The organism is Pseudomonas sp. JL3 (genome assembly GCF_031570575.1).
In the GTDB taxonomy this organism is placed as follows: domain Bacteria; phylum Pseudomonadota; class Gammaproteobacteria; order Pseudomonadales; family Pseudomonadaceae; genus Aquipseudomonas; species Aquipseudomonas cucumis.
The window spans coordinates 141,649-163,953 of sequence record NZ_JAKWJK010000012.1 but is presented as its reverse complement, the minus strand read 5'-3'; the positions used below and the strand labels follow the sequence as shown (position 1 = coordinate 163,953).

Here is a 22,305-nt window from a genome sequence, read left to right as displayed (position 1 = left end):
CTAACGACGCCCACCCAAGGTTCTCCCGGCATGCTGGCTATTTTCCTCGAAACCCTGAACATCACCGCGCCGGTGTTTGCCATGCTGTTTCTGGGGGCGCTGCTCAAGCGCATCGACTGGATCAACGACAACTTCATTCATACCGCGTCGGCCCTGGTGTTCAACGTCACCATGCCGGCGTTGCTGTTTCTGGGCATCTTGCATGCCGACCTGCACGCCGCACTGCAACCGGCGCTGCTGATCTACTTCTCGGTCGCGACGCTGGCGTGCTTTGCGATTGCCTGGGGCTGGGCGATCTGGAAATGCCCGCGGGAAGACCGAGGCATCTATACCCAAGGCGCTTTCCGTGGCAACAACGGCGTTATCGGTCTGGCCCTGGCGGCGAGTATGTACGGCGACTACGGGATTTCCCTCGGGGCCATTCTCGCAGCGTTGGTGATCCTGTTTTACAACACGCTTTCGACCATCGTGCTGGCGGTCTACAGCCCGGTGATCAAGTCTGACCCGTGGAGTATCTGCAAAAGCGTGATGGTCAACCCGTTGATCATCAGCGTGTTTGCGGCGGCGCCGTTTGCGTATTTCAAGATCGGTTTGCCGGGGTGGCTGGAGACGTCCGGCCAGTACCTGGCACAAACCACTTTGCCATTGGCATTGATCTGCATCGGTGGCACGTTGTCGCTGGCGGCGATGCGCAAAAGCGGCACGATGGCGCTGAGTTCCAGCCTGGTGAAGATGATCGGCCTACCGGTGCTGGCGACACTCGGTGCCTGGCTCTGGGGGTTTCGCGGGGCGGAGTTGGGGATTTTGTTTCTGTACTTCGGCAGCCCGACTGCCGCGGCCAGTTTCGTCATGGCCCGAGCGGCCAATGGCAACCATGAACTGGCGGCGGCGATCATTGTGATTACCACGCTGATGGCGGCGGTCACCACCAACGTCGGGATCTTTTTGTTGCAGTGGGGTGGGTGGATTTAGCCGAAGGTTTTGCGGTGTTCTTCAGATCGCCTACTCCGGCTTCTGATAGGTATCAATCACTTCCTGCGCCGCCCGAAACGCATCGATCGCCGCCGGCACGCCGGCATACACCGCGCAATGCAGCAGCGCCTCGCGAATCTCTTCCACGGTGCAGCCGTTGTTCAGTGCACCGCGCACATGGCCTTTCAATTCTTGTGGGCACTTCAACGCGGTCAGCGCGGCGAGGGTGATCAGGCTGCGGGTTTTCAGCGGCAGGCCTTCACGATTCCACACTCCGCCCCAGGCGTGTTCGTTGACGAAGTCCTGCAACGGTTGGGTGAACTCGGTGGCGTTACCCAAGGCGCGGTCGACGAAGACGTCGCCCATCACTTGGCGGCGGACTTCAACCCCAGGCTTTTTGTCAGTGCTCATGGCAATTCCCTCTTATGGTGTTGGCGACGCCAGGCGCGCAGCGATGTGAATAGCAAGAACGCCCCCAGCGCCGGCAGGACGAAAAGCAGCATCAGGTGTTCAAGCTTGCCGGCCAGCGGCATGCCGGTGGTGAACGACACCACGTGCAGCCCATAGGCCAGGTACAAACCCAAAAACAGCAGGCCTTCGGCGCGCGTGACCCGGTAGCCGGAATAGAACACCGGCAGGCACAGCACTGCGACACCGAGCATCACCGGCAGGTCGAAATCCAGGGCGTTCGGCGAGACCGACAGCGGCGACGGCGCGATCAATGCGGTAAGACCGAGCACGCCCAAGAGGTTGAGCAGGTTGCTGCCGATCACGTTGCCCACCGCGATGTCCCGCTGACCGCGCAACGCAGCGATCAACGAAGTGGCCAGCTCCGGCAGGGAGGTGCTGACGGCGACGATGGTCAGGCCGATGATCCGCTCCGACAACCCCAGGTCGGTCGCGACAGCCACCGCGGCGCCGAGCAGCAAATGCCCGGCGAACACCAGCATCGCCAGCCCGGCGACGATCATCAGCAAGCTGCTGAACCACGGTGCCTGCGGTGCCTCATGAGCCCCCGATGCTGGACGAGCCGAGTGCCGCGACTGACGCAGTATCAAGCCCAGATACAGCACCAGCGCGCCCAGCAGAATAATGCCGTCTGTGCGGTTCAGCTCTTCGTTCCATGCCAGTACGAACACCAGCAGGCTGGCGCCGATCATCAGCGGAATATCCAGGCGCACCAATTGCCGCGAAACCCGCAGCGGAATTATCAGCGCCGAAAGCCCGAGGGTGACAAGGATGTTGAAGATGCTGCTGCCGATCACGCTGCCGACGGCGATGTCGGCGTTTTGCGCCAGGGTGGCTTGCAGGCTGACCGCCATCTGCGGTGCGCTGCTGCCGAGGGCCACGATGGTCAGGCCGATGATCAGCGGCCGCACATGCAGCCGCGCGGCCAGGCGCACGGCCGCGCGCACCATCAGTTCGGCGCCGGCGATCAGTAAAAACAGGCCGCTGAACAATTCAATCACGCTGATCAGGGGTAAATCGGCAAGTCCGAAAATAGTCAGCGCTCCGTCTATCAATCGTCGAGGGCTTGCACGCGAACTTTCGCGGTGCCACTGCGCAGCATGCCCAACTGTTCGGCCGCTTCACGTGACACGTCGATCAGGCGCCCACGGGAGTATGGCCCGCGGTCGTTGACGCGCACCACGCAGGACCTGTCGTTATTCAGGTTGGTAATCTTCACCCGGGTGCCGAACGGCAACTGGCGATGGGCGGCGGTCAGGCCGTGCTGGTTGAAACGCTCGCCACTGGCGGTGCGTTTGCCATGGTGTTTGGCGCCGTAATACGAAGCTACGCCGGTCTTGTCGTAGCCGTGTGGATCGATGGTATCCGTACTGGCACAACCGGCCAGCAGAGAGAGCAGGGCGCAGGCACTGAGCAGACGTTTCATTAGGGTGACCCCATGATCGTTCCCACGCTCCGCGTGGGAATGCAGCCCGTGACGCTCCGCGTCACAAAAGCGGACGCAGAGCGTCCAATGAGGCGTTCCCACGCAGAGCGTGGGAACGATCACTGTGGTTAGCCTTCGAGCTTGCTTTTAAGCAGTTCGTTGACCTGTTGCGGGTTGGCCTTGCCTTTGGAGGCTTTCATGGCCTGGCCGACGAAGAAGCCGAACATCTTGCCGCGTTTGGCTTCGTCTGCCGCACGGTATTGTTCGACCTGCTCGGCGTTGGCCGCGAGCATTTCGTCCAGCACTGCCGAGATCGCGCCGGTGTCGGTCACTTGCTTGAGGCCGCGCTTGTCGATGATCTCGTCCGCGCTGCCTTCGCCGTTGGCCATGGCTTCAAACACCACTTTGGCAATCTTGCCGGAGATGGTGTTGTCCTTGATGCGCAGCAGCATGCCGCCCAGTTGCTCGGCCGAAACCGGCGACTGGTCGATATCCAGGCCTTGCTTGTTCAACAGGCTGCCCAGTTCAACCATCACCCAGTTGGCCGCCAGTTTGGCGTCGCCACTGATGCTCACGACTTTTTCGAAGTAGTCGGCTTGCTCGCGGCTGGTGGCCAGGACGCTGGCGTCGTAGACCGACAGGCCGAACTGTTCCTGGAAGCGCTCGCGTTTCTGCGGTGGCAGTTCCGGCAGGGTGGCGCGCACGTCGTTGAGGAACGAGTCCTCGATGACCACCGGCAGCAGGTCCGGATCGGGGAAGTAACGGTAGTCGTTGGCTTCCTCTTTGCTGCGCATCGGACGGGTTTCGTCCTTGTTCGGGTCGTACAGGCGAGTCTGCTGGATCACCTTGCCGCCGTCTTCGATCAGTTCGATCTGACGCTGCACTTCGCTGTTGATTGCCTTCTCAATGAAGCGGAAGGAGTTGACGTTCTTGATCTCGCAGCGCGTACCGAACTCAACCTGACCCTTTGGACGGATCGACACGTTGCAATCGCAACGCAGCGAGCCTTCGGCCATGTTGCCGTCGCAGATGCCCAGGTAGCGCACCAGCGCGTGGATAGCCTTGACGTAAGCCACGGCTTCCTTGGCGCTGCGCATGTCCGGCTCGGAAACGATTTCCAGCAACGGCGTGCCGGCGCGGTTCAGGTCGATGCCGGTGGCACCGTTGAACTCTTCGTGAAGGCTTTTACCGGCGTCTTCTTCCAGGTGCGCGCGGGTAATACCGACGCGTTTGACCGTGCCATCTTCCAGGGCGATGTCCAGGTGGCCCTTGCCGACGATCGGCAATTCCATCTGGCTGATCTGATAACCCTTGGGCAGGTCCGGGTAGAAATAGTTTTTCCGGGCGAACACGTTGTGCTGACCGATCTCGGCATCGATGGCCAGACCGAACATCACCGCCATGCGCACCGCTTCCTGGTTCAGCACCGGCAATACGCCGGGCATGCCCAGATCGACCAGGCTGGCCTGGGTGTTCGGCTCGGAACCGAAAGTGGTGGAACTACCGGAAAAGATTTTCGACCGGGTGGTGAGCTGGGTATGAATCTCCAGCCCGATCACGACTTCCCATTGCATGTGTTTCTCCTCAGAAGCCGGTTGGGGTGCGGGTGTGCCAGTCAGTGTTCTGCTGATACTGATGGGCAACGTTCAACAGGCGACCTTCCTGGAAATACGGGGCGAGCAATTGCACGCCGACCGGCAGGCCATCGACAAAACCTGCAGGCATGGACAAGCCCGGCAGACCGGCGAGGTTGGCGGTGATGGTGTAGACGTCTTCCAGGTACGCAGCGACCGGGTCGCTGTTCTTGGCGCCGAGCTTCCAGGCCGGGTTCGGCGTGGTTGGGCCGAGGATGATGTCGACCTCATCAAAGGCAGCCATGAAGTCGTTCTTGATCAGACGACGGATTTTCTGCGCCTTCAGGTAGTAGGCGTCGTAGTAGCCGGCCGACAGCGCGTAGGCACCGACCATGATCCGGCGCTGCACTTCCGGGCCGAAACCTTCGCCACGGGAACGCTTGTACAGGTCTTCCAGGTTTTTCGGGTCTTCGCAGCGATAGCCGAAACGCACGCCGTCGAAACGCGACAGGTTGGAAGACGCTTCCGCCGGGGCGATCACGTAGTACGCAGGGATTGCGTGCTGCATGTTCGGCAGGCTGATTTCCTTGACCACGGCGCCGAGCTTTTTCAGCTCTTCAACGCTGGCCATGACAAGATCGGCGATGCGTGGGTCCAGACCGGCGCTGAAGTATTCCTTCGGCACGCCGATGCGCAGGCCTTGCAGCGAACCGTTGAGGCCGGCGCTGTAATCAGGCACGGGCTCGTCGATGCTGGTGGAGTCCTGCGGGTCGAAACCGGCCATGCCTTGCAGCAGGATCGCGCAGTCTTCGGCGGTGCGGGCCAATGGGCCGCCCTGATCGAGGCTGGACGCGTAGGCGATCATGCCCCAGCGCGAAACGCGACCGTACGTCGGTTTCAGACCGGTGAGGTTGGTCAGCGCGGCGGGCTGACGAATCGAGCCGCCGGTGTCGGTGCCAGTCGCCGCTGGCAGCAGACGAGCGGCTACCGCAGCAGCCGAACCGCCAGACGAGCCGCCCGGAACGTATTCCAGGTTCCACGGGTTTTTCACCGGGCCGTAGTAACTCGACTCGTTGGCCGACCCCATGGCGAATTCGTCCATGTTGGTCTTGCCCAGGGTCACGGCCCCGGCAGCAGCCAGTTTGGCGACCACGGTGGCGTCGTACGGTGCTTTGAAGTTGTCGAGCATCTTCGAACCGCAGCTGGTGCGGATGCCCTGGGTGCAGAACAGGTCTTTGTGGGCGATCGGCGCGCCGAGCAGGGCGCCGCTCTCACCGTTGGCCCGACGAGCGTCAGCGGCTTTCGCCTGCTGGAGCGCCAGGTCTTCGGTGAGGCTGATGAAACTGTTGAGCTGCGGGTCGAGCTGGGCGATGCGCGCCAGCAGGACTTTGGTCAGCTCTTCGGAAGAAAACTTTTTATCGGCGAGTCCGCGGGCGATCTCGGCCAGAGTCAATTGATGCATTGCAGGCTCTTTCCCTTTAGTCGATGACTTTCGGAACCAGATACAGGCCGTTTTCGACCGCTGGTGCGATGGACTGATAGGCCTCGCGATGATTGGTTTCGGTCACGACGTCTGCACGCAGGCGCTGGCTCGCTTCCAATGGGTGGGCCAGCGGCTCGATACCGTCGGTATTGACCGCTTGCATTTCGTCAACCAGCCCGAGAATGCTGTTCAGGGCCGAAGTGATGTGTGGAAGATCGGCATCATTGAGGCCAAGGCAGGCCAAATGAGCGATTTTTTCCACGTCGGAGCGTTCAAGCGCCATGGGATTCTCCAGTGGAAAACAGAACGGACGGCGTCCGTGTGTTAGATTGTCGGAACACTACCGCATTTCTACGGTCTCAAGGCCGCGATTGTGGGGCTTGGTGCACAGAAAAGCGGCCAATTTAACATATTGGCGCCTTGCCCAAAATCCCTGTCGTTGTTAGAGTTTGCCGCACTTTTTTACCCACGCGTTGCCTAGGGTCCCTTTCCCATGTTCAAGAAACTGCGTGGCATGTTTTCCAGCGATCTTTCCATTGACCTGGGCACTGCCAACACCCTTATTTACGTGCGCGAGCGCGGTATCGTCCTGAATGAGCCATCGGTTGTGGCTATTCGGACACACGGTAACCAGAAAAGTGTCGTTGCTGTCGGCACCGAGGCCAAGCGTATGCTCGGCCGTACGCCGGGCAATATTGCTGCCATTCGTCCGATGAAGGACGGTGTGATCGCCGACTTCAGCGTCTGCGAAAAAATGCTGCAGTACTTTATCAACAAGGTTCACGAAAACAGCTTTCTGCAGCCTAGCCCTCGTGTGCTGATCTGCGTTCCATGCAAATCCACCCAGGTTGAGCGTCGTGCCATCCGTGAATCGGCCCTCGGTGCCGGTGCCCGCGAAGTATTCCTGATCGAAGAGCCGATGGCTGCTGCAATCGGTGCTGGCCTGCCGGTTGAAGAAGCTCGCGGTTCGATGGTTGTCGATATCGGTGGCGGTACCACTGAAATCGCACTGATCTCCCTGAACGGTGTGGTTTACGCCGAATCCGTACGGGTTGGCGGCGATCGCTTCGACGAAGCGATCATCACCTACGTGCGTCGCAACTACGGCAGCCTGATCGGCGAATCCACCGCCGAGCGCATCAAACAGGAAATCGGTACGGCCTACCCGGGCGGCGAAGTTCGTGAAGTCGACGTTCGTGGCCGTAACCTGGCTGAAGGCGTTCCACGCGCATTCACCCTGAACTCCAATGAAGTGCTGGAAGCTCTGCAAGAGTCCCTGGCCACCATCGTTCAGGCTGTGAAAAGTGCGCTGGAGCAATCGCCTCCGGAGCTGGCGTCGGATATCGCCGAGCGTGGCCTGGTACTGACCGGTGGTGGCGCCTTGCTGCGCGACCTCGACAAGTTGCTGGCCCAGGAAACCGGTCTGCCGGTGATCGTCGCCGAAGACCCGCTGACCTGCGTTGCTCGCGGCGGTGGCCGTGCATTGGAAATGATGGATAAACACACCATGGATCTGCTTTCCAGCGAATAAGTCGCCGGATCGTCTCTATGCTGTTGAGCGCGCAGGCAGCACTTTGCAGTGCTGCCTGTTGCGTTTATCTTCTGTCAGTCTGCATCCAGGCCGGTTTGATGCCGTATGAATAAAGAGAACATTTGCCTGGGAGGAGCGGCTTATTAAACCGCTTTTCACCAAAGGCCCCTCACTGGGCGTGCGCTTGTTGGTGCTGGCCGTGCTATCGGTCGCGCTGATGGTGGTCGATGCCCGCTTCACACTGCTCAAGCCAGTGCGTAGCCAAATGTCGCTGGTGCTGATGCAGTCTTACTGGATCACCGATCTGCCGCAGCGGCTATGGCAAGGTGTGGCCAGCCAATTCGGCAGCCGGACCGAGCTGGTTGCCGAAAACGAAAAACTCAAAACCGAAAACCTGCTGTTGCAGGGGCGCATGCAAAAGCTGGCCGCCCTCACCGAGCAGAACGTTCGGCTGCGCGAGTTGCTCAACTCTTCCGCGCTGGTCAACGAAAAGGTCGAAGTGGCCGAGTTGATTGGTATGGACCCCAACCCCTTTACCCATCGCATCATCATCAATAAAGGTGAGCGCGACGGTGTGGTCCTCGGTCAGCCGGTGCTCGATGCCCGCGGCCTGATGGGTCAGGTGGTGGAGTTGATGCCGTACACCTCCCGCGTACTGTTGCTGACTGACACCACCCACAGCATTCCGGTGCAGGTGAACCGTAACGGTCTGCGGGCGATTGCCAGCGGCACCGGCAACCCGGAACGCCTTGAGCTGCGTCATGTGGCCGATACCGCCGACATTAAAGAAGGCGATTTGCTGGTCAGCTCCGGTCTCGGTCAGCGTTTCCCGGCGGGTTACCCGGTGGCGACGGTCAAGGAAGTGATTCACGATTCCGGTCAGCCGTTCGCCATCGTCCGTGCGGTGCCGACCGCTGCGTTGAACCGCAGCCGTTATCTGTTGTTGGTATTCAGTGACGGACGCACACCTGAGGAGCGTGCCAACGATGCCGCCCAGGCTCAGGAAGCGCTGGACCAGCACGGCGGTGGGCCGATCATTCCGGCGACTGTGCCTAAACCGGCCGCGTCGGTGATACCGACCGCCGTTGCTGCTCCGGCGGCCCCGGCGGTTGCGCCTGCTGCCGCAACCCCGGCAAAACCTGCCGCTGCCCATGCTGCCAGCAAGCCACCCGCGTCGGCTCCGGCCGCCGCCAAACCACCGGCGGCCCAACCCGCTGCCGTGAAACCGGCTGCCAAACCGCCTGTCTCTGCGCCGGCTACCACTGGGGGGAGAGAATAATGGGCGGTACTACTTCATCCCGAAACGACTGGATGGTCTGGCTGACCTTCGCCATCGGCCTGCTGCTCAGCGTTTCGCCGTTGCCGCAGTTCATGGAAATCCTGCGTCCTCTGTGGCTGGCCTTGCTGTTGGCCTTCTGGGCGTTGGCCCTGCCGCATAAAGTCGGCATGGTAACCGCCTGGTGCCTGGGGTTGGCCGAAGACGTGCTGTACGGCACGCTGCTGGGCCAGAACGCGTTGATCCTCACGCTCATTACGTTTCTGGTGCTGTCGCTGCAACAGCGCCTGCGCATGTTCCCGATGTGGCAGCAGAGCCTGGTGATCCTGGTGATCTTCGGCCTCGCCCAACTGGTTCAGTTATGGCTGAGCGCCCTGACCGGCAATCGTCAGCCGACCTTGGCGCTGGTGTTGCCGGCACTGGTCAGCGCGTTGCTCTGGCCATGGATCAGCTACGGTTTGCGCGGTTTGCGTCGACGCTACAAAATTAATTAATTCGGTCAGGCATGTGCCCGCACCGGTGCCCTGTCTCGCCAAAAAGGAACAGTATTTGTGAGACAGGGCGCCAAGCAGGGAGATGTCTTGATGAAGCAGCTGTACCTCGCCTCAGGCTCGCCGCGTCGGCGTGAACTGCTCACGCAGATCGGCGTGTCGTTCTCCGTCATCAGCGCGGACATCGATGAAACCCCTTTACCTGAAGAATCCCCATCGGCCTATGTCGAGCGTCTGGCGCGCGGCAAAGCCGAAGCCGGGCACAGGACCGTCGTGTCCGACGCCGATTTCTGCGTGCTGGGTGCCGACACCGCCGTGGTGCTGGACGGGAAAATTCTCGGCAAGCCGGTGGACGAAGCCGACGCATGCGCCATGCTTATGCTGCTGTCCGGATGTGAACATGAAGTGCTGACCGCGATTGCGGTGCGCGATGGCGAGCGCTGCGAGTCTTTGGTGGTGCGCAGCCTGGTGCGTTTTCGCCACATCGACCGCGACGAAGCGGCGGCCTACTGGGCCAGCGGCGAACCCCGGGACAAGGCCGGCGGTTACGGGATTCAAGGGTTGGGCGCGGTGTTCGTCGCCGGGCTCAATGGCAGCTATTCGGCGGTGGTCGGATTGCCGCTGTGCGAAACCTTCGAGTTACTCGGCCATTTCGGCATACCCTGTTGGCAAACCCTTAACGCGCGCTGAGCGTCGTACTGACAAGATGCGACCATTATCGTGAACATGCCTGAACGAGACCCTGCCATGAGTGAAGAGATCCTGATCAACATCACGCCGATGGAATCGCGCGTGGCAGTGGTCGAAAACGGTGTCCTGCAAGAGGTCCACGTCGAGCGCACGCAAAAGCGCGGGATCGTCGGCAACATCTATAAAGGCAAGGTCGTGCGGGTATTGCCGGGCATGCAGGCTGCCTTCGTCGATATCGGACTGGACCGCGCCGCGTTCATTCATGCCTCGGAAATTTCCCTGCGTGAAGGCCCGGCGGTGGAGAGCATCAGCGCGCTGGTTCATGAGGGTCAGAGCCTGGTGGTACAAGTCACCAAGGACCCGATCGGCTCCAAAGGCGCACGCCTGACCACGCAACTGTCGATTCCGTCGCGCTATCTGGTGTACATGCCGCGCACCGCCCACGTCGGCATTTCCCTGAAGATCGAGGACGAAGCCGAGCGTGAACGCCTCAAGCAAGTGGTCACCGACTGCGTGGCCAAAGAAGGCATCAAGGAAGCCGGCGGTTTTATTCTGCGTACCGCGGCCGAAGGGGCCGGGGCCGATGAAATCCTCATGGACATCCGCTACCTGCGCAGGCTCTGGGACCAGATCAACGAACAGATCAAGACCATCAGCGCGCCGAGTGTTATTTACGAAGACCTTGGCCTGGCGTTGCGCACCTTGCGTGACCTGGTGAGCCCGAAGATCGAGAAGATCCGCATCGACTCCCGGGAAACCTTCCAGAAAACCACGCAGTTCGTCGCCGAGCTGATGCCAGAAATCGCCGACCGCCTGGAGCATTACCCCGGCGAACGGCCGATCTTCGACCTGTATGGCGTCGAAGACGAAATCCAGAAAGCCCTGGAACGCAAGGTGCCGCTCAAGTCCGGCGGCTATCTGGTGGTCGATCCGGCGGAAGCCATGAGCACCATCGACGTCAATACAGGTGCCTTTGTCGGTCATCGCAACCTCGAAGAAACCATCTTCAAGACCAACCTCGAAGCCGCCACCGCCATTGCCCGTCAGTTGCGTCTGCGTAACCTGGGCGGGATCATCATCATCGACTTCATCGACATGGAAGATGAAGAGCATCAGCGTCAGGTGCTACGCACGCTCGAGAAGCAACTGGAGCGCGATCACGCCAAGACCAACATCATCGGTATTACCGAGTTGGGCCTGGTGCAGATGACCCGCAAGCGCACCCGTGAAAGTCTTGAGCAAGTGCTGTGCGAACCGTGCAGCAGTTGTCAGGGGCGCGGCAAACTCAAAACCCCGGAAACCGTGTGCTACGAGATCTTTCGCGAAATCCTGCGTGAGGCCCGGGCCTATCAGGCCGAAGGCTATAGGGTGCTGGCGAATCAGAAAGTGGTCGACCGTTTGCTCGACGAAGAGTCGGGCAATGTCGCCGAGCTCGAAGGCTTTATCGGACGCACGATTCGGTTCCAGGTGGAAACCATGTATTCCCAGGAACAATACGACGTGGTGCTGCTCTGAATCGTTGTGTTTCAACCCCACTAGAACGGCTGGCCTCAGCTTTTTGCAGTATTTTTGCCATGGGAGCCAACTGACATGGACCGTCTGACACGCATTTTGGCCGCACTGACCCGCTGGGGGCTGGGCCTGTGTGCGTTGGTTTTGGTGCTGATGGCGCTGTTCGTCAGCCTCGGCCGGGAGCTGACGCCGCTGGTGGCCGAGTACCGTGCCGACGTCGAAGACAAAGCCAGCGATGCCTTGGGCATGCCCCTGCAGATCGGCAAGCTTGAAGGCAACTGGAGCGGTTTCGCCCCGGTCCTTTTGGCCCATGACGTGATGGTCGGCGAGGGCTCCAATGCCCTGCGCCTGGATCAGGTGCGCGCGGTGCCGGACCTCTGGGCCAGCTTGCTGGCGCGCGAAGTGCGCATCGCACACCTGGAACTCAACGGCCTGAAGATCAGCCTCAAGGAAGGCGAGGACGGTCATTGGGCGCTAGAGGGTTTGCCGGTGCAGCAGGACCAGCCGATGAACCCGGAGCAACTGCTCAATCGCATGCAGATGGTCCAGCAACTGTCGGTGCTCGACAGCCAGATCACCTTGCAGCCGTTGGGGGAGTCACCGCTGACCCTGACGTATGTCGGCCTGAATCTGAAAACCGGTCCATCCCGTCAGCGGCTCGATGCCCGTTTGACCCTGCCCGATGGCCAGCCGGTTGCGATGAGCCTGCGCACCCGTATCCACGCCAGTCAGTGGAAGGACGGTGAGGCTGAGGCCTACCTGAGCCTGCCGCAAAGCGATTGGTCGAAATGGTTGCCCGAGCGCCTGACCCAGCAGTGGAATTTCTCCGAGATCAAGGCCGGTGGCGAGTTCTGGATTAACTGGAGCAAGGGCACCGTGCAACGCGCCGCGATTCGTTTGAACGCGCCGCAACTCAAGGGCGCCTATGCCGAGCGCAAGCCGATCCAGATCAATAATCTGGCGCTGAACGGGTATTTCCAGCGCAGTTCCACAGGCGTCCTGGTGACCCTGGACTCTCTGGCCATGAGCCTGGGGGACAGCCGCTGGGAATCGAAACTGCAATTTCAACAAACTGCCGCGACCGATACGGTGCCAGAGCTCTTGCATCTGCAAGCCGACCGTCTCGATCTCACACCGCTCACTCCACTGCTGAACGCACTGGGCCCACTGCCCGAAGGGATCGCCACGGCGGTCGAGCGACTCAAGGTCACCGGGGTTTTACGCAACGTGCTGATCGACTTCCGCCCAGCCGCTACCGATGACAGTAAATTCAGCTTTGCCGCCAATCTGGAAAAGGTCGGCTTCGACGCCTATCGCGGTGCACCAGCGGTGCGAAATGTCAGCGGCAGCATCAGTGGCGACCTCGGGCAGGGCGAGCTGCGCATGGACAGCAAGGATTTCTCCCTGCACCTGGACCCGATTTTCGCCAAGCCATGGCAGTACATTCAGGCCAACGCCCGGTTGACCTGGAAACTCGACAAAGAAGGTTTCACTCTGATCGCACCGTACCTGAAGGTACTGGGCGAAGAGGGCAAAATTGCCGGCGACTTCCTGATCCGCCTGCATTTCGATCACACCCAGGAAGACTACATGGACCTGCGGGTCGGTCTGGTCGACGGCGACGGTCGCTACACCGCCAAGTACCTGCCGACGGTTCTCAGCCCGGGGCTGGACGAATGGCTGCGCACCGCGATTGTCAAAGGCGCGGTGGATGAAGGCTTCTTCCAGTACCAAGGTTCGCTGAACCACGGCGCCGCCGAAACGGCTCGCAGCATCAGCCTGTTTTTCAAGGTTCACGATGCCGAGTTGGCGTTTCAGCCGGGCTGGCCGCATGTCAGCAAGGTCAGCGGCGATGTGTTCATCGAAGACAGCGGTGTGCGGATTCTCGCGAGCAAGGGCCAATTGCTCGACACCCAGGTCAGTGACGTCTACGTCAATATTCCCCATGCACCTGCCGGGCAGAGCCCTCATCTGTTCCTCGACGGCGCGTTCGCTGGCGGATTGGGCGATGGCCTGAAGATTCTGCAGGAAGCACCGATCGGCACCGCCGACACCTTCGCCGGTTGGGAAGGCGAGGGCGACCTGCAAGGCAAACTCAAACTCGATATTCCGCTGGTAAAAGGCGAGCAGCCAAAAATCCTCGTCGACTTCAAGACCGCCAAGGCCCGTTTGAAGCTCAGTGAGCCCACCCTGGAACTGACGCAACTCAAGGGCGATTTCCGTTTCGACAGCACCAAGGGACTGAGCGGGCAAAAGATCACGGCGCGCGTATTCGACAAGCCGGTGACCGCACAAATATTCGCTGAAGGCAGCCCAGGCAAACTCAACACTCGGGTTAAGGCGACGAGTGAGGTCGAGGTTAAAAAACTCACTGAATGGCTGAATGTCACTCAGCCATTGCCGGTGACGGGGACGATCCCTTATCAGTTGCAACTGAACCTTGATGGTGCCGACAGTCAATTGATGGTCAGCTCCAATCTCAAAGGTGTGGCGGTGGATTTGCCGGCACCGTTCGGCATGGCGACCGATGTCGGGCGCGTTACCGTATTCCGTATGACCCTGCAAGGGCCCGAGCGGCGTTACTGGGCCACCTATGGTGAACTGGCAAACTTCACGTTTGCGGCACCGACCGGCAATTTCGCCGACGGTCGCGGCGAGTTGTTTCTCGGTGGCGGCAGTGCGGTGTTGCCTGGCGCCAAAGGTTTGCGTGTGCGTGGCGTACTGTCCGAGCTGGATGTCGCCCCCTGGCAGGATCTGGTGACCAAATATGCTGGCCAGGATCCAGGCGGCAGTGCCAAGCAGTTGCTCAGTGGCGCGGACTTGAAGATTGGCAAGCTCAGCGGTTTTGGCACCACCCTGGATCAGGCATCGGTGCAGTTGGCACGCAAACCGGCCGCATGGGCCTTGCAACTCGATAGTCAGCAGGCCAAGGGCAGCGTCGCAATTCCCGATGCGAAAGCCGCACCGATTGCGGTCAATCTGCAATACGTACGTTTGCCGGCACGAGACCCTACGGCGCTGGCTGACGAGAATTCGCCGGATCCGCTGGCCACGGTGGACCCGACGAAGATCCCGGCGCTGGATGTCACCATCAATCAGCTGTTCCAGGGGCCGGATCTGGTGGGTGCCTGGCACCTGAAAGTTCGACCGACCGCCAAGGGTATCGCCTTCAATGCCCTTGATCTGGGCCTCAAGGGCATTCTCTTGCGGGGCAGCGGTGGCTGGGAAGGCACACCGGGTAATTCCAGCAGTTGGTACAAGGGCCGAGTCAGTGGCAGGAACCTTGCTGACGTGCTCAAGGGCTGGGGTTTTGCGCCGAGCGTTACCAGCCAGGAATTTCATATGGATGTCGACGGTCGCTGGCCTGGTTCACCGGCGTGGCTGGCGACCAAGCGCTTCTCCGGCAGCCTTGATGCGTCGCTCAATAAAGGTCAGTTTGTTGAAGTCGAGGGCGGTGCGCAGGCGCTGCGGGTATTTGGCCTGCTCAACTTCAACTCCATCGGCCGCCGCTTGCGCCTGGACTTTTCCGACCTGTTCGGCAAAGGCTTGAGCTATGACCGGGTCAAAGGCTTGCTGGTCGCCAGTAACGGGGTCTACGTGACCCGTGAACCCATTCTGCTGACCGGTCCGTCGAGCAATGTGGAGCTTAACGGCACGCTGGACCTGGTGGCTGATCAGGTCGATGCCAAGTTGTTGGTGACTTTACCGGTGACCAACAATCTGCCGATTGCCGCGCTGATCGTCGGTGCACCGGCCGTCGGCGGGGCGCTGTTTCTGATTGATAAGCTGATCGGTGACCGCGTGGCGCGCTTTGCCAGCGTCAAATACACCGTCAAAGGGCCATGGAAAGAACCGAAAATCACCTTCGACAAGCCTTTTTGAATTCTTTTGAAAAAGCACTCTTTGGGCCTATGGAGTAGCATGTTTTTATGCGACGCCGCTTGCCCCTGTAGGAGCTGCCGCAGGCTGCGATCTTTTGACTTTAATTACCAGGGTCAAAAGAATCGCAGTCCCGTTTCACTCCGCAGCTCCTACAGGTATGCGTAGATTTCACATAAGGAATAGGCCATGTCTGTAGCGGTGATTCAAATGGTCAGCCAGAGCGACGTGTTGGCCAATCTGGCCCAGGCCCGTCGTCTGCTTGAGCAGGCGGCGACCGGTGGCGCGCGGCTTGCCGTGTTGCCGGAAAACTTCGCCGCCATGGGCCGTCGCGACATTGCCGACATCGGCCGCGCCGAAGCTTTGGGCGAAGGCCCGATCCTGCCGTGGTTGAAACAGACCGCCCGCGACCTCAAGTTATGGATAGTGGCCGGCACATTGCCGTTGCCGCCGGTGGATCAACCGACGGCCAAAGTGCATGCCTGCTCGTTGCTGGTCGATGACCAGGGCGAAACCGTTGCACGGTATGACAAGCTGCACCTGTTCGACGTAGACGTGGCGGATAATCGCGGGCGTTATCGCGAATCCGATGACTATGCTTATGGCAGTGGTGTGGTCATTGCCGATACTCCGGTCGGTCGGGTCGGGCTGACGGTGTGTTACGACCTGCGTTTCCCGGAGCTGTACAGTGAATTGCGTGCTGCTGGCGCGGAGTTGATTACCGCTCCGTCAGCCTTCACCGCGGTGACCGGTGCGGCTCATTGGGACGTGCTGATTCGCGCGCGGGCCATCGAGACTCAGTGTTACATGCTTGCGGCCGCCCAGGGTGGGACGCATCCGGGGCCACGAGAAACCTTTGGTCATGCCGCCATCGTCGACCCATGGGGGCGTGTGCTGGCACAACAGGATCAAGGCGAGGCCGTGCTGCTGGCCCAACGCGACAGCAGCGAACAGGCGTCCATCAGGGCGCGGATGCCGGTGTCCACTCACCGGCGCTTTTTCTCGCAGGGCGCCCAGCGACCTGCATCAGAACGACGAATTTAAGGCGTAAAGCATATGAGCGAGTTGTTGTCCTCCGTCAGTGAACACCTTCTGGCACCCGGCGGCGTAACAATCGAGAGCCTGCAAGGTGTGCTCGGTGATCTGGCCGGCCCGGGCATCGATGCCGCCGACTTGTATTTCCAAGGGCAGATTTCCGAATCCTGGGCGCTGGAAGACGGCATCGTCAAAGAAGGCAGCTTCAATCTCGACCAAGGTGTCGGCGTGCGGGCGCAATCGGGCGAAAAAACCGGTTTCGCCTACAGCAATGCAATCACCCTCGAAGCGCTGGGCGCGGCGGCCCGTGCGGCCCGTTCGATCTCCCGGGCTGGGCAGAACGGCACTGTGCAGGCGTTCACCACCCAGGATGTCGCCCAGTTGTATGGGCCGGACAACCCGCTGGAAGTGATGACCCGTGCCGAGAAAGTCGAGCTGCTCAAGCGTATCGACGTGGCGACCCGTGCCCTCGACCCGCGTATCCAGCAAGTCACCGTGAGCATGGCCGGGGTCTGGGAACGGATTTTGATTGCTTCCACCGACGGCGGGCTGGCGGCGGATGTGCGACCGCTGGTGCGTTTCAACGTCAGTGTGATCGTCGAGCAGAATGGCCGTCGTGAACGCGGCGGTCATGGCGGTGGTGGTCGTACCGATTACCGCTATTTCCTCAGCGACGACCGCGCCATGGGCTATGCCCGCGAAGCGTTGCGTCAGGCGCTGGTGAATCTGGAAGCGATCCCGGCCCCGGCCGGTACGTTGCCGGTGGTGTTGGGTTCGGGTTGGTCCGGCGTGTTGCTGCACGAAGCCGTCGGCCATGGCCTGGAAGGCGATTTCAACCGCAAGGGCAGTTCGGCCTACAGCGGGCGCATGGGCGAGATGGTTGCCTCGAAGCTCTGCACCATCGTCGATGACGGCACCCTCGCCGGGCGCCGTGGTTCGCTGAGCGTCGACGACGAAGGCACCCCGACCGAGTGCACCACGCTGATCGAAAACGGCGTGCTCAAAGGTTATATGCAGGACAAGCTCAACGCACGCCTGATGGGTGTGGCACGCACCGGCAACGGCCGTCGCGAATCCTACGCGCACCTGCCGATGCCGCGCATGACCAACACTTACATGCTCGCTGGCGAAAGCGACCCGGCGGAAATCATCGCCTCGGTGAAAAAAGGCATCTACTGCGCCAACCTCGGCGGCGGTCAGGTGGACATCACCAGCGGCAAGTTCGTGTTCTCCACCAGCGAGGCGTACCTGATCGAAGACGGCAAGATTACTGCCCCGGTCAAAGGCGCGACGTTGATCGGCAACGGGCCGGAAGCCATGAGCAAGGTGTCGATGGTCGGTAACGATCTGGCGCTGGACAGCGGTGTGGGAACGTGTGGCAAGGATGGGCAGTCGGTGCCGGTGGGTGTCGGCCAGCCAACGCTGAAAATCGATGCGATTACCGTGGGTGGCACGGGCGCGTAAGAAATGGAGCTTCGGGTGAGCCGCCAGGTGGCTCACCCGATTCGGGACTTAACGCAGACCGCGTTGAGTCTCGTCCAGCTCACGGATGTACTTGAAGATTTTACGGCTCGAAGCCGGTGGCTTGTTGGTCGCCAGTTCGTGCTGGGCCTGACGGATCAGGGAGCGCAATTGCTGACGATCAGCTTCCGGGTAGTCGAGCACGAACTTCTCCAGGACTGCATCGTCGCCCGCGATCAAGCGATCGCGCCAGCGTTCCAGGCCATGGAAACGTTCGTTGTACTGCCGAGTGGAGGCATCGAGTTGATCGAGCAGAGTCAGAATGGCGTCAGTGTCCTGATCGCGCATCAGTTTGCCGATGAACATAAGGTGCCGTTTACGCGCGATATTCGCGGTGTGCTTGGGCGCATCGGCCAGGGCCCGGCGCATAGCGTCGGTCAACGGCAGTTTTGCCAGCAAGTCTGGCTTGAGTGTTGTAAGGCGCTCGCCAAGGTCAACCAGAGCATGCAGCTCGCGTTTAACCTGGGATTTGCTTTTTTCTCCCGTATCGAGGGAGTCGTCGTAAGAATCAACCATGGTGGCCGTCCGCAAAGAAACGCCGCCATGATAACCAGTCGGGGGCCGCTTGTCCGGCCCGGTCGCTCGAAGGCCCCAGCCGAAAGCAGAATTTGAGTGGAGAACAGCATGAGTGCAGTTGAAAGCGTCGGCCCACAAGCGTTGCCGGCACTGCAAGAACAAGTCGAGCAGATCATCGCTGAAGCCAAGCGCCAGGGCGCCAGTGCCTGTGAAGTGGCCGTGTCGCTGGAGCAGGGCCTGTCGACCACGGTGCGTCAGCGGGAAGTCGAAACCGTTGAGTTCAATCGCGATCAGGGCTTTGGCATCACCTTGTATGTGGGGCAGCGCAAAGGCTCGGCCAGTACCTCGGCCAGCGGTTCGGAAGCGATTCGCGAAACCGTCGCCGCCGCGCTGGCCATTGCCAAGCACACCTCCGAAGACGAAGCCTCGGGCCTGGCGGATGCCGCGTTGATGGCCAAGGATCTGCAGGATTTCGACCTGTTCCATCAATGGGACATTACCCCGGAGCAAGCCATCGAGCAGGCTTTGGCCTGTGAAGCGGCGGCGTTTGCCACCGATAGCCGGATCACGAATGCCGACGGCACCACCCTCAATACTCATCAGGGCTGCCGGGTTTACGGTAACAGCCACGGTTTTATCGGTGGTTACGCGTCGACTCGTCACAGCCTCAGCTGCGTGATGATCGCCGAAGCCGATGGCCAGATGCAGCGCGATTACTGGTATGACGTGAACCGTCAGGGCAATTTGCTGGCCTCTGCGCAGAGCATCGGCCAGCGTGCCGCGCAACGGGCGGCGAGCCGTCTGGGTGCGCGTCCCGTACCGACCTGCGAAGTGCCGGTACTGTTTTCCGCGGAACTGGCCGGTGGCTTGTTCGGCAGTTTCCTGTCGGCGATTTCCGGCGGCAATCTGTATCGCAAATCATCGTTCCTCGAAGGCACGCTGGGGCAAAAGTTGTTCCCGGAATGGTTGACCCTCGATGAACGTCCGCACCTGATGCGCGCCCTGGGCAGTTCGGCCTTCGATGGCGATGGCCTGGCGACCTACGCCAAGCCGTTCGTGGAGAAGGGCGAGTTGGTGTCCTACATACTCGGCACTTACTCCGGTCGCAAGCTAGGCATGCCGAGCACCGCCAACGCCGGCGGCGTGCACAACTTGTTCGTCACCCATGGCGACGAAGATCAGGCAGCCTTGTTGCGTCGCATGGGCCGAGGCCTGTTGGTCACCGAACTGATGGGGCAGGGCCTGAATATGGTCACTGGCGATTACTCCCGTGGCGCGGCGGGTTTCTGGGTCGAGAACGGCGAAATCCAGTTCGCGGTCCAGGAAGTGACCATCGCCGGCAACATGCGCGACATGTTCAAGCAGATCGTGGCGGTCGGTAATGATCTGGAGCTGCGCAGCAACATTCGTACTGGTTCGGTGTTGATCGAGCGGATGACGGTGGCGGGTAGCTAACCCCGGTCGCTGCACAAAAAGGCGCGCCATCTATCGGATGGCGCGCCTTTTTTATTGGCCGCAACATCGATCCTGTGGGAGCGGGCTTGCCCGCGATAGCGTCATTTCTGTCGACATCGATGTTGAATCTTCAATCGTCATCGCGGGCAAGCCCGCTCCCACAAAATACCCGGTGCTTTGCTGTGCTTGTTTTGGTTCTCATTATCATCTAATAATAAATCTCATTAACGAGTGAGCCCGGATCATGAGTTCTGCCTTGCACGAGCAGCCTTACCTCGAAAGCTGGCGCTGGATGAGTCGCCAGATCCGTTGCGCCATGGACCCTGACGAGCCGCGCCTGATCGAACATTACCTGGCCGAGGGCCGGTATCTGGCGTGTTGCACGGCCACCTCTCCCTGGACCATCGCCGAAACCTCCTTCCGTTTATTGCTCGACACTGCCACCGACGTCGCGCTGCCCTGGCACTGGCGCAGCCTGTGTCTCGACCAGGCCTGGCGGCCGTTGCGCGATCTCGAACGGCAATCACTCTGCGGTTGCCGCCTCAAACGCTGGCAAAGCTACGCCTGGCAACTGGCGACCTGCGAGTTGCAACCTTCGATTCCTCTCATAGAACTGGTGCAAGGATCTCCTGATGAATAACACACGTATCGAACGCGACAGCATGGGCGAATTACAGGTCCCGATTGATGCTTTGTATGGCGCACAGACCCAGCGCGCGGTGGATAACTTCCCGATCAGCGGCAAACCGATGCCCGTGCAGTTCATCCGGGCGCTGATTCTGGCCAAGGCTGCTGCCGCCCGAGCCAACGTCGAGCTCAAACAGATCAGCGAATCCCAGGGCAAGGCCATCGTTGATGCGGCTCAAGGTCTGCTCGAAGGCGACTTCATGCAGCACTTTCCTGTGGATATCTTCCAGACCGGTTCCGGCACCAGCTCCAACATGAACGCCAACGAAGTGATCGCTACCTTGGCCAGCCGCTTGTTGGGCGAGCCGGTCAATCCCAACGATCACGTCAATTGCGGTCAGAGCAGCAACGACATCATCCCGACCACCATCCATGTCAGCGCCGCACTGAGCTTGCATGAGCAGTTGCTGCCGGCGCTGGTGCATCTGGTGCAGGTGATCGAACACAAGGCCGAGCAGGTTCATCCGTTCGTCAAAACCGGGCGTACCCATTTGATGGACGCCATGCCCGTGCGCATGAGTCAGGTGCTCAATGGTTGGGCGCAACAGCTCAAGGCCAATATCGGTCACCTGCAGGATCTGCTGCCAAGCCTGCAGTCCCTGGCCCAGGGCGGCACGGCGGTGGGGACCGGGATCAATGCCCATCCGCAGTTTGCCGCGCGTTTCAGCCAACAGCTCAGCCAACTGACCCAGGTGCAGTTCACGCCGGGCAAGGACCTGTTTGCGCTGATCGGCTCGCAGGACACGGCGGTCAGCGTTTCAGGGCAGCTCAAGGCCACGGCGGTTTCCTTGATGAAAATCGCCAACGACCTGCGCTGGATGAATTCCGGCCCGTTGGCCGGGCTCGGTGAAATCGAACTCGAAGCCTTGCAGCCCGGCTCGTCGATCATGCCCGGCAAGGTAAACCCGGTGATCCCGGAAGCTACCGCGATGGTCGCCGCTCAGGTGATCGGCAACGACACGGTGATCACCGTCGCCGGCCAGTCGGGCAATTTCGAGTTGAACGTCATGCTGCCGATCATCGCCCAGAACCTGCTGAGCAGTATTGAGTTGCTGGCCAACGTCAGCCGCTTGCTGGGCGACAAGGCTATCGCCAGCTTCAAGGTCAACGAGGCCCGGCTCAAGGACGCGCTGTCGCGCAATCCGATTCTGGTCACTGCACTCAACCCGATCATTGGTTACCAAAAAGCCGCTGAGATTGCCAAGAAGGCTTATCAGCAGGGCCGGCCGGTAATCGATGTCGCCTGGAACACACTGACCTGACGCGCAACCAACTGGAAGAATTGCTCAACCCAGAGAAGCTCACCGCAGGCGGTGTGTAATCACTGCTACCGCTTTGGAGGCTCACCATGGAGCATTGGAAACGCACGATCGAAAGAGCAAATCGCTGTTTCATGCTGGGCGAGCTGATCGATGCCCGCGAGGCCTACTTGCAGGCATTGGCCCTGGCCCAAGTGTTGTTCGAACGCTGGGCGGATGCCGACGAAGCGGTGGCGGCTTGCGTGATTTCCCACCATAACCTGGCGGACCTGCACTTGCGTCTGAACCAGCCAGAGGAGAGCGCCGAGTACCTTTGCGCGATCCATCAACGGCTGTTGCAGACCATGCAGGACCCGCGACTGGCGCCGGCTTTGCGTGAAGCCGCGCTACGCCAGAGCAGCAAAACCTATGTCGAGCTGCTGAATTTCATCAGCGATCATGGCGAGTATCCGCGCACCCACCGTTTGTTGCTCACCGACATCGCTTCGCCCTCGCATCAGCCTGCGCCCTTACAACATGGAGTTCATTGA

At 60.5% G+C, this 22,305-nt stretch carries 19 protein-coding genes and 1 pseudogene; 13 read left to right on the top strand and 7 right to left on the bottom strand.

The annotated features are described in order from the left end of the window. Positions 1 to 30 precede the first annotated feature (30 nt). Positions 31 to 972, top strand: coding sequence for an AEC family transporter (locus tag MMG91_RS20210; protein WP_305504536.1), 942 nt, complete (start codon positions 31 to 33; stop codon positions 970 to 972). A 30-nt stretch (positions 973 to 1,002) separates the two neighbouring features. Here MMG91_RS20210 and MMG91_RS20205 read toward each other — a convergent pair whose 3' ends face one another. From MMG91_RS20205 to gatC, 6 genes are all read right to left on the bottom strand, one after another. After that, complete coding sequence (locus MMG91_RS20205; protein ID WP_052965594.1) at positions 1,003 to 1,383, bottom strand: carboxymuconolactone decarboxylase family protein; 381 nt, start codon at positions 1,381 to 1,383, stop codon at positions 1,003 to 1,005. Beyond that, on the bottom strand, positions 1,380 to 2,441 hold the full coding sequence (locus tag MMG91_RS20200) for a calcium/sodium antiporter (RefSeq protein WP_305504538.1): 1,062 nt from the start codon (positions 2,439 to 2,441) through the stop codon (positions 1,380 to 1,382). Before MMG91_RS20200 ends, MMG91_RS20205 begins: the two co-directional genes overlap by 4 nt. A gap of 50 nt (positions 2,442 to 2,491) precedes the next feature. Continuing rightward, on the bottom strand, positions 2,492 to 2,866 hold the full coding sequence (locus MMG91_RS20195; RefSeq protein WP_123355900.1) for a septal ring lytic transglycosylase RlpA family protein: 375 nt from the start codon (positions 2,864 to 2,866) through the stop codon (positions 2,492 to 2,494). 128 nt (positions 2,867 to 2,994) lie between these two features. Next, positions 2,995 to 4,440: an Asp-tRNA(Asn)/Glu-tRNA(Gln) amidotransferase subunit GatB gene (gene gatB, locus MMG91_RS20190; RefSeq protein WP_310660495.1), complete on the bottom strand. Its 1,446-nt coding sequence runs from the start codon at positions 4,438 to 4,440 to the stop codon at positions 2,995 to 2,997. Positions 4,441 to 4,450: 10 nt separating this feature from the next. Then, positions 4,451 to 5,902 (bottom strand): Asp-tRNA(Asn)/Glu-tRNA(Gln) amidotransferase subunit GatA, encoded by a 1,452-nt coding sequence (gatA, locus tag MMG91_RS20185; RefSeq protein WP_310660494.1) that lies wholly within the window; start codon positions 5,900 to 5,902, stop codon positions 4,451 to 4,453. 16 nt (positions 5,903 to 5,918) lie between these two features. Next, the gene (gene gatC / locus MMG91_RS20180; protein WP_007901429.1) at positions 5,919 to 6,206 is read right to left on the bottom strand and encodes an Asp-tRNA(Asn)/Glu-tRNA(Gln) amidotransferase subunit GatC; all 288 of its coding nucleotides are present in this window, start codon (positions 6,204 to 6,206) and stop codon (positions 5,919 to 5,921) included. 210 nt (positions 6,207 to 6,416) lie between these two features. On the opposite strand from gatC, the gene mreB reads away from it, so the two are divergent. From mreB to tldD, 8 genes are all read left to right on the top strand, one after another. Next, on the top strand, positions 6,417 to 7,454 hold the full coding sequence (gene mreB / locus MMG91_RS20175; protein WP_002555108.1) for a rod shape-determining protein MreB: 1,038 nt from the start codon (positions 6,417 to 6,419) through the stop codon (positions 7,452 to 7,454). Between the two features lie 142 nt (positions 7,455 to 7,596). Then, on the top strand, positions 7,597 to 8,733 hold the full coding sequence (gene mreC / locus MMG91_RS20170) for a rod shape-determining protein MreC (RefSeq protein WP_310660509.1): 1,137 nt from the start codon (positions 7,597 to 7,599) through the stop codon (positions 8,731 to 8,733). After that, on the top strand, positions 8,733 to 9,224 hold the full coding sequence (mreD, locus tag MMG91_RS20165; RefSeq protein WP_305448206.1) for a rod shape-determining protein MreD: 492 nt from the start codon (positions 8,733 to 8,735) through the stop codon (positions 9,222 to 9,224). Before mreC ends, mreD begins: the two co-directional genes overlap by 1 nt. Positions 9,225 to 9,314: 90 nt before the next feature. Continuing rightward, entirely contained in the window at positions 9,315 to 9,911 is a 597-nt protein-coding gene (locus tag MMG91_RS20160; protein WP_305448207.1) for a nucleoside triphosphate pyrophosphatase, read from the top strand. 57 nt (positions 9,912 to 9,968) lie between these two features. Continuing rightward, complete coding sequence (gene rng, locus MMG91_RS20155; RefSeq protein WP_008008603.1) at positions 9,969 to 11,426, top strand: ribonuclease G; 1,458 nt, start codon at positions 9,969 to 9,971, stop codon at positions 11,424 to 11,426. Positions 11,427 to 11,501: 75 nt separating this feature from the next. Then, a complete protein-coding gene (locus MMG91_RS20150) occupies positions 11,502 to 15,305 on the top strand; it encodes a YhdP family protein (protein ID WP_310660493.1) in 3,804 nt (1,267 codons plus the stop codon). Between the two features lie 186 nt (positions 15,306 to 15,491). Beyond that, a complete protein-coding gene (locus tag MMG91_RS20145) occupies positions 15,492 to 16,346 on the top strand; it encodes a carbon-nitrogen hydrolase family protein (RefSeq protein ID WP_310660492.1) in 855 nt (284 codons plus the stop codon). Positions 16,347 to 16,358: 12 nt separating this feature from the next. Then, positions 16,359 to 17,801 (top strand): metalloprotease TldD, encoded by a 1,443-nt coding sequence (tldD, locus tag MMG91_RS20140; RefSeq protein ID WP_310660491.1) that lies wholly within the window; start codon positions 16,359 to 16,361, stop codon positions 17,799 to 17,801. A 48-nt stretch (positions 17,802 to 17,849) separates the two neighbouring features. Here tldD and yjgA read toward each other — a convergent pair whose 3' ends face one another. After that, positions 17,850 to 18,374: a ribosome biogenesis factor YjgA gene (gene yjgA / locus MMG91_RS20135; protein WP_007901505.1), complete on the bottom strand. Its 525-nt coding sequence runs from the start codon at positions 18,372 to 18,374 to the stop codon at positions 17,850 to 17,852. Between the two features lie 108 nt (positions 18,375 to 18,482). Between yjgA and pmbA the strand changes: the two genes are divergently transcribed. The 4 genes and pseudogenes from pmbA to MMG91_RS20115 all read left to right on the top strand — a co-directional run bounded on the left by pmbA (position 18,483) and on the right by MMG91_RS20115 (position 22,305). Beyond that, positions 18,483 to 19,829 carry a metalloprotease PmbA gene (gene pmbA, locus MMG91_RS20130; protein WP_310660490.1) on the top strand — a complete coding sequence of 449 codons (1,347 nt, stop codon included), beginning with the start codon at positions 18,483 to 18,485 and terminating at the stop codon, positions 19,827 to 19,829. 244 nt (positions 19,830 to 20,073) lie between these two features. Further along, positions 20,074 to 20,469: a FagA protein gene (locus tag MMG91_RS20125; protein ID WP_305423527.1), complete on the top strand. Its 396-nt coding sequence runs from the start codon at positions 20,074 to 20,076 to the stop codon at positions 20,467 to 20,469. Continuing rightward, a pseudogene (locus MMG91_RS20120) lies at positions 20,462 to 21,837 on the top strand (class II fumarate hydratase). The gene MMG91_RS20125 and the pseudogene MMG91_RS20120 overlap by 8 nt, the downstream one beginning before the upstream one ends. A 27-nt stretch (positions 21,838 to 21,864) precedes the next feature. Continuing rightward, positions 21,865 to 22,305, top strand: a complete 441-nt coding sequence (locus tag MMG91_RS20115) for a hypothetical protein (RefSeq protein WP_305448212.1) — start codon at positions 21,865 to 21,867, stop codon at positions 22,303 to 22,305.